The sequence below is a fragment of the Nonomuraea composti genome (assembly GCF_012034275.1).
Taxonomy (GTDB): Bacteria; Actinomycetota; Actinomycetes; order Streptosporangiales; family Streptosporangiaceae; genus Nonomuraea; species Nonomuraea composti.
The window spans coordinates 1-6,942 of the sequence record NZ_JAATEP010000120.1; the positions used below are offsets into that span (position 1 = coordinate 1).

The following is a 6,942-nucleotide window of genomic DNA, read 5'->3' on the forward strand; positions in this document are numbered from 1 at the left end:
GTGGGGTGTGTCAGGCCGGTCGAGGAGGGCCAGGCCGGTCGGCGTGGGGTGGTGCTGGACGGTGCCGTGATGGCGGAGCGTGGTGATCAGGCCCGCCTCACGCAGTACGGCGGTGTGCTGGCTGACCGCCGCCGAGGAGACGTCGAGACGGGCTCCCTGTAGTCCCGGGAAATTTTGGTCGGATTTCGCTGACCTGCACTGACGGCGTCTCCGGTGCTGGGCCGGTGGGATGCTCAGCGGGGGCGGCGGCGCTGAACGGGGTCGGCCTCGGCGGTGATGCGGGCGGAGGTCTCTTCGCCGAGGCGGACGTAGCGGCCAAGGCTGGCCAGGTGCTGGTGGCGGCTTTTGGCCTGCAACTCCGGGGCGGTCCGTCCGGCCTGCGCGAGATGCTGCAACGCGCTGTGCCGGAGCTGGTGCATGGTCCACCCTTGGTGGTGCGGATCCAGTTCGGCGGAGGCGGTCTTGAACAGGTGCTCGGCGCGCGGGTAGGACAGACGGCCCCGCCCGGTGATCGGGCAGATGTCACCGCGCACGGGCGCGCGAGAGCCGGACGTGGGGGCGCGCCGGTCGGCCAGGAACACCGGCCCGGCGGTGCGGCCGGCCAGCAGGCGGGGCAGCAGCCGGGCGGTAGCGGTGGCCCAGTGCACGTACTCGATGGCGCCGCCCTTGGAGACGACCCGGGCGCGGCGGAACTCCAGGTCGAGGTCCTCGACGTTGAGGGTGAGGATCTCCTCGGCGCGGGCCGCCGTGTCGTACAGGAGCCTCCACAGCACCCTCTCCCGCAGGGCGTGCGCAGGGTTGGTGAACAGCTTGTCCAGCCGGGTGGCCGGGATGGCGCGGTCACCGCGCCGGGCGGGCTTGCGGCGCTCCAGCCGTCGGGCGGGGTTGGTCGCGAGGAGGTCCTGGCGCTGGGCCCAGGTGGTGAAGGAGACCAGCGCGGACAGGTGCCGGTTCCAGGTGGCGGCGGCCGCGGTTGTCCAGCGCTCCATCACCGCGGCGTACTGCTCGGGCGTCAGCGCGGCGACCGGATAGTCCAGCCCGGCCACGGCGGTCAGGCGGGCGAGGGTCTCGGCGTAGCCGGCGCGGGTGGTGGCCGCCTGCACCGACTCCAGGAAACGCTCGACGGCGGCCGCGATCGGCGATTCGGTCGCCGGGCCGGCGGCGGGATCGGCCGGTGGGGTCGGGTGAGCGGGGAAGGCCACGACGGACACGGCGACCTCCGGACAGGCGATGTGACACATAATGTAGCCGAGTCGCCGTCGCTGCGGCGAATGCCGAGCTGGGCAGACAACAGCCCGACGGCCGCCTATGTGACAGATAATGCAAGTTCTGTGTCGCATCGATAGTGGCGAGCGGGCCTGAGATGTGCGTCTACCGTGCCGGTGTTTGAAGGAGATCGCATGAGTGACCAGGGGCCGAGGAGGATCATCTCTGGCCCCTGGTCACCTTCGGTACTCGTGGCGGCCACGGTCTTAGTCTTGGACCACTTAGCCCAGCGTGCCCTGCTCTCCCGAAATCGTCGCGCTCAGCGCACCAGCCCCGGCACCACGTTCAGGCCGTCCTTGCGTACTGCGAACAGTTCCCTGCTCTTGCCTGTCCGCACATCCACCGCGTAAACCACCGACGCAGTCCTGCTCGGAGACTCGGGGACGGCCAGCACGGTTACCTCCGTGGCGTTCACCCAGCTCCCGAGCCGCGAAGGATGGAGCCCTTCCGGCAGCCCGGAGATTGAGGTACGGCTCTCCCGACCGGCCTGCGTCGCACTGAAGGTCACGATGGATCCGTCCCGCTGCACCATCGGCCGCCGGTTCCGGTCGACGGTCTGTCCCAGCCGGGCGAGCGTTCGCCCGTCAGGTGCGAGGCTGCTGTAGTAGTACGTGAAGTCCCGGATGGTGATCGGATCATGGCCGAGCATCCACACCTGGCTGGTCATGTCGTATGGCTTGGCCAGCACGACGGGTCCCGAACCGTCCGACACGCTCACCGGCCACCATCCCCGCTTAAGGTTGGTTACCGTCCCGCGCTCCACATCCACCAGCTTGTTCGGCTCCCGCCGGCCGCCCCACCCGGACACAACGAAACGCAGCCCATCAGGCGACAGCCGCAGCGTGTACTCAGCCGCGACGTCGTCCGCGGGCTGCTTCAGCGGCGCCTGCCACGTCTTGCCGCTCGCCAGATCGCGTACGACGATGCCACGATGCTTGGAGTTGTAGAAGGCGATCCTGCGGCCGTCGGCCGTGACCTCCAGCGGCCCAGTAGCTTCCTTGCCCAGTTGGTAGGTCTCGCCCTGGCGCGTCACGATCTGCCAAGGACTGCCGGCGCACGAGCTACCGACACAGCCAGGCCGGAAGGCCTGCTCCACCGGCCCGACACCCTTCGCGGGCAACGGAAGGGCCTTGGTGTCAGGCGGGGCGAGCACGATCGGGGATGTGGAACGTATCTGTAGGAGCATGGCTCCGCCGCCGAGCGCGATCAGGCACGTTACAGCGACGGCGACCACAGCCAGCCGGGTGGCGCGCCTCCTGCGCGCGCCGCGCACCGCCTGTGCCGCCAGATCGACGGTGGGCGCCTGGTCGGCCAGCGCGTGCAGGTCCTCGCGCAACGTGTGATTCATCGGTACACCTCATTCGGGGCGAGCGCGCGCAGCTTGGACAGCGCGTAGCTGGTCTGGCTCTTGACGGTGCCGACCGAGATGCCCATGAGCTGCGCGGTCTCGAGCTCTGAGCGGTCTTCGTAGAAGCGCAGTACGATCACGGCCCGCTGCTTAGACGTGAGCTTCGCCAGCGCGTGGCGCAGGGTGAGACGGCGCACAGTTGCCTCGTCGTGTGGTTGCCCCGGTTCGGCTGTCTCCGGCAGCTCGGCCCCTGGTAATTCAACCTGCTTGCGCCTGCGCCACGAGATGGCCTGATTCACCAGGGCCTTACGGGCGTAGGCCTCAGGGTTGCCGCCTTTGGCGAGTTTCGTCCAGTGGGAGGCGACACGGGTGAGGACCGTCTGCAAGAGGTCCTCGGCGAGATGGGGGTTCCCGGTGAGTAGGTACGCCGTCCGCATGAGCGACTGCTGACGCGTGCGTACGAACTCGTGGAACCCCTCGTAACGGTCCATGTATCGAATTAACTCCGGCGAGGGGCTCCAGGTTGGAATGCCCACCGTAGTCAGCAACGGACAAGGGGCCTTGGGCTCTCCCAGATCGCTGAGAAGGAATCGAGAGGCCCTTAACCGAGGGCAGCGATAGAGGAACGAGACCAAGGGGGGCACTGCAAGTTTGACAAGTGGACCGCCTCGCCCTGCCAGACCACCCGTCGCCCCTCGCCAGTCGCGAGCCCACCGGAACAGGTTCTGCGCCGGTATCGGCTCAGAGCCCCAGTTCGCGCAGCTGCGCGGGCCGCAGCGGTCGCCAGCCGCTGGTGTCGAGCTTGGCCAGCTCCGCCTCTACGTCCACGGTGATCACGCCGAAGAAGTTGACGTTCTCGCTGTGCGCCGGGGAGATGTGGGCCAGCAGCTCGTCCGGCACGTCTCGGCCTGCCGCACGCAATTGCCGCACGGCCAGCGAGTAGTATTCCGTCGTCCAGGTGATGACGGTGTTGGTCAAAACGGTCAAGCACCATGCCTGGTCGGTCTGATCGGCCAGGGCGGGCTTGGTGACCGCGCCCTGCTGGGCGTAGTGCAGGTCCCGGCGCAGCGCGTCCAGGCTCTCGCCTTTGTTCAGCTGGCGGGCGATCTTCCTGCGGTAGGCCGGGTCCGACAGATACTTCGCCGCGTGCAGGGTGCGGCGCAGCATGCCCCACTCCTTCAGCGCGGCGGCCAGGGTGTTCTGCCGGGAGGCGGCCGACCACTTGCCCACCACCAGCGAGGCGGTGGCCTGGCCGTATTTCAGCGACCCGGCCATGCGCAGCAGGTCGCGCCAGCACTCGGTGATCAGGTCTTCGTTCCAGCGGGTGCTCAGCAGGGGGCCAGCGTGCGGGTAGCGCTTGACCGTCTCGGCAGGGGTGTCGTCCCGGATCAGGGTGATCTTGCCCAGATCGCGGATGCGCGGGCACAGCAGCTTGCCCACCAGGTCGAACAGGGCAAAGTTGATCAAGGTGACGCCGTGGGTATCGGTCGTGTGCTCGAACAGGGGCAGATAGGTGGCGTTGCCCAGGAAGTCGTCCAGCACGAAGTGCGCCTCCCGCGCGTTCGGCACGATGATCTTGGTGCCGAAGGTGGAGTGCTGATCCGACACGTGCGTGTAGGACGACAGCACCTGGCCGCCGTGGATGGTCATGTCCCGGGCGGTCGTGCTCTTCCCGCGCACGGGCAACCTCTGGCCGTCCGAACTCGACATGGTGCCGCCGCCGAACACCTTCGACAGCTCCAGGGCATGGTGGTGGTTGACCAGGCAGGTGTTGGCCTCGCGCAGCGTCTCCTCCCGCACATACCACTCCTGCGTCCAGCGCAGCACGTCGTAGCCGATGCCGCAGGCCTCCGAGCTCCTGGCCAGCCCCAGGTTCGTGGCGTTGGCGATCAGGACACTGAGGATGTTGCGCTTGACCTCGCTCGACGTGCTGATCTTGCGGCCACCGGCGTGGGTGAAGCAGTCCAGAAACCCGGTGCGTACGTCCAGTTCGATCAGCAGCGAGGCGATCGGCGCGAACGGCAGCATCCCGGTCAGCTCGGCCTTCAGCTCCTTGACCTCGCCCGGCACGTCCTCGGCCGACAGCGGCGGGATGACCAGCTTGTCGTCCTCATCGAGCCGGACCGCGCCGGTGTCGTCCGGCAGCGCCTGGGCCAGCGTCTGCTCCAGCTGGCCCAACGCGGCGTGCAGCTCCTGTTTGCCCTGCTCGATCGCCTCGGCCGCCTCAGCCGGCTTGCGCACCAGCTTGCAGAAGTCGGCACGCCGCGGCGCCCACTGCTCGGGCGTGTACAGGTAGGTGGCCGGGTCGGCGTAGCGGCGCGAGCCGGGCACGAAGATGTCGCCGGAGCACAGCCCGTCGCGCAGCGCCAGCACCGCGCACAGCTCCCAATAGTGGCGGTAGGCGGTCTCGTCGCCGTCTTTTCGCGCCTTGGCCAGGTACTCGGCGTAGCGGGTGGGCACGAACGAGGTCGGCGCACCGTCGGGCACCTTGCGGCCTCCGCTCTCATTGAGCCGCTTCAAGAGGGCCACCGCCTCCATCAGGTCCGCGGTGCCGGTCCCGCCCTGGAAGTCGATCGCCGCCAGCACCTGCGGGGTGAACTGGCGCAGGTAGGTGTAGGAGGCGTGCAGCGCCGACAGGCGGCCGTGATCGCGGGGCAGCTTCTTCCAGCCCTCGGAGACAACCTCGCGCAGCTTGCTCATCCCGATCGTGTTACGCAGCAGCCCGCCGATCTGCTCGTCCGGGATGGAGGGGTCGGCGAGCACCGGCAAGATCACATCCAGCAGCAGCTGACGGGCCTCACCCGCCTTCGCCCGCTCGATCAGCGCCTCGTCCGTCTTGGACTTGGCCCGCGACTCCCGCGCGGACACAGCCTGGTCGAACAACATCACCACCTCATCGACCTGTTCCACGGCGGACTGCGCGACCACCGCCAGCAAGATCGGATAGCGGCGCTGCGGCTCGCGGCGCTCCAACGCCTGGTTGGTCGAGCGGCGGCCCACCGAGGCCAGGAAACGGCGCCGCTCGGCCGCCAGCTCCGACACGTCCAGGGTGTGCGCGTCCATGTTGCGCAGGTACAGCAGCTTGTCGATGGCGTTCTTCACCGAGGTGGCGCTGGCATCGGTGGCAGCCTTGATCAGCCAGACCAGCCGGGTCATCTTCAGCCTCGCGTCATAGACCAGCAGGCGGTCCAGGTCCGCGCGTAACTGACCGGTCAGCAGATGCGCGACCTTCTCCCAGGTGAGCGCGGTGGCGCCGGTCCGGGCGGTGGCCACCATCTTGGCCAGCGTCGTCACACCCGGCCGGATTGTCTTGGCCGCCATCAGATACTCGGTGGCCAAGTTGAACAACAACGTGGGCGAGTCGTGCTCCATCGCCCGGTCCAGCAGGAACTGCTCCAGCTCCTTCATCGCGGTACTGCCGGCCGGGGCGCTCTTCCACCCCAGATAGCCAGCCGCCAACCGCAGATGATCCGAGCGGGTGCGCGTCCGCTCGCCGTACCCCTCCAGCACGACCGGATCGATCCCCAGCCGCTCGGCCAACCGGGCCACCGCCACCGGCGGGGCCGAGCTCACCTCATCCGGCACGAACCCCAGCCAGGGCAACGTCGCCAGTTGAACGGCAAGCCCTAATCGATCACCCGGGCCGCGACCGCGACCCGGGTCGATGAAGGCGACGTCGGCGGGCGTCAGGGTGAAGTACCGGATCAGATCCTCACGGCTGATGTCGGGGAAAGAGCGCAGCCGCTCCAGTTGGTCCTCGGAGAACATCCGGGTCGACATCGACCACCTCCACACCGCAACCCGGTCAGGACCGTACGAACCGTAGCGGAAGTGATCAACAAACGGAACATGCCCGCATCAGTGCAGGTCAGCGATACCCGACCAAAATTTCCCCGGGACTACAGGGAGGCCGAGACGCCTGGCCAGGACACCGGTGCCGGTCACGCCGTCGGCGATGGCGGTGAGGATCGCCGCGCGGGTGCGGCCCAGAAGGCCGGCCAGCGCGCTCGACGACGTCCCGGTCGTCCAGACGCTCGCGGCCTGCTCGGCGCCGAGGGCGGCCGGGTAGAACAGGAAGCCGCCGGTGAGGCTTCTCGGGTCGTACATCACTGTGGGAACCCGCAGGAAGAGCGACGACACCAGCAGCAGCCCTCGCCCGTCGAGCGTCAGCTCGGCAGGGGTCTCGTCGCCGTTGCGGATGTAGAGCGTCGGCGGCGCCCAGCGGATGTCCGGATGCAGGGTGGACAGCAGACCGTCGACGCCCTGGTCGAGCAGGATCGTGCCACGCCGGGTGCGTTCGGCGGCGAGGTGTGCCTGGATGCGGTTCC

Annotated in this window: 4 protein-coding genes and 1 pseudogene; all 5 read right to left on the minus strand. The window is 68.5% G+C overall.

Translation table 11 applies throughout. The annotated features are described in order from the left end of the window. Positions 1-233: 233 nt before the first annotated feature. On the minus strand, positions 234-1,211 hold the full coding sequence (locus HCN51_RS57310; protein ID WP_346434193.1) for a tyrosine-type recombinase/integrase: 978 nt from the start codon (positions 1,209-1,211) through the stop codon (positions 234-236). A gap of 314 nt (positions 1,212-1,525) precedes the next feature. Beyond that, positions 1,526-2,614 carry a TolB-like translocation protein gene (locus HCN51_RS57315; protein WP_168022170.1) on the minus strand — a complete coding sequence of 363 codons (1,089 nt, stop codon included), beginning with the start codon at positions 2,612-2,614 and terminating at the stop codon, positions 1,526-1,528. Beyond that, entirely contained in the window at positions 2,611-3,105 is a 495-nt protein-coding gene (locus HCN51_RS57320; RefSeq protein WP_168022171.1) for a SigE family RNA polymerase sigma factor, read from the minus strand. Before HCN51_RS57320 ends, HCN51_RS57315 begins: the two co-directional genes overlap by 4 nt. A 250-nt stretch (positions 3,106-3,355) precedes the next feature. Continuing rightward, entirely contained in the window at positions 3,356-6,394 is a 3,039-nt protein-coding gene (locus HCN51_RS57325) for a Tn3 family transposase (RefSeq protein ID WP_168022172.1), read from the minus strand. Between the two features lie 78 nt (positions 6,395-6,472). Beyond that, positions 6,473-6,942, minus strand: a pseudogene (locus tag HCN51_RS57330) (hypothetical protein); the annotation flags it as partial.

Coding starts and splice junctions, on each gene's coding strand:
- HCN51_RS57315 (WP_168022170.1), bottom strand. CDS start 2,614: ATGAATCACACGTTGCGCGAGGACCTGCACGCGCTGGCCGACCAGGCG.
- HCN51_RS57320 (WP_168022171.1), bottom strand. CDS start 3,105: ATGGACCGTTACGAGGGGTTCCACGAGTTCGTACGCACGCGTCAGCAG.
- HCN51_RS57325 (WP_168022172.1), bottom strand. CDS start 6,394: ATGTCGACCCGGATGTTCTCCGAGGACCAACTGGAGCGGCTGCGCTCT.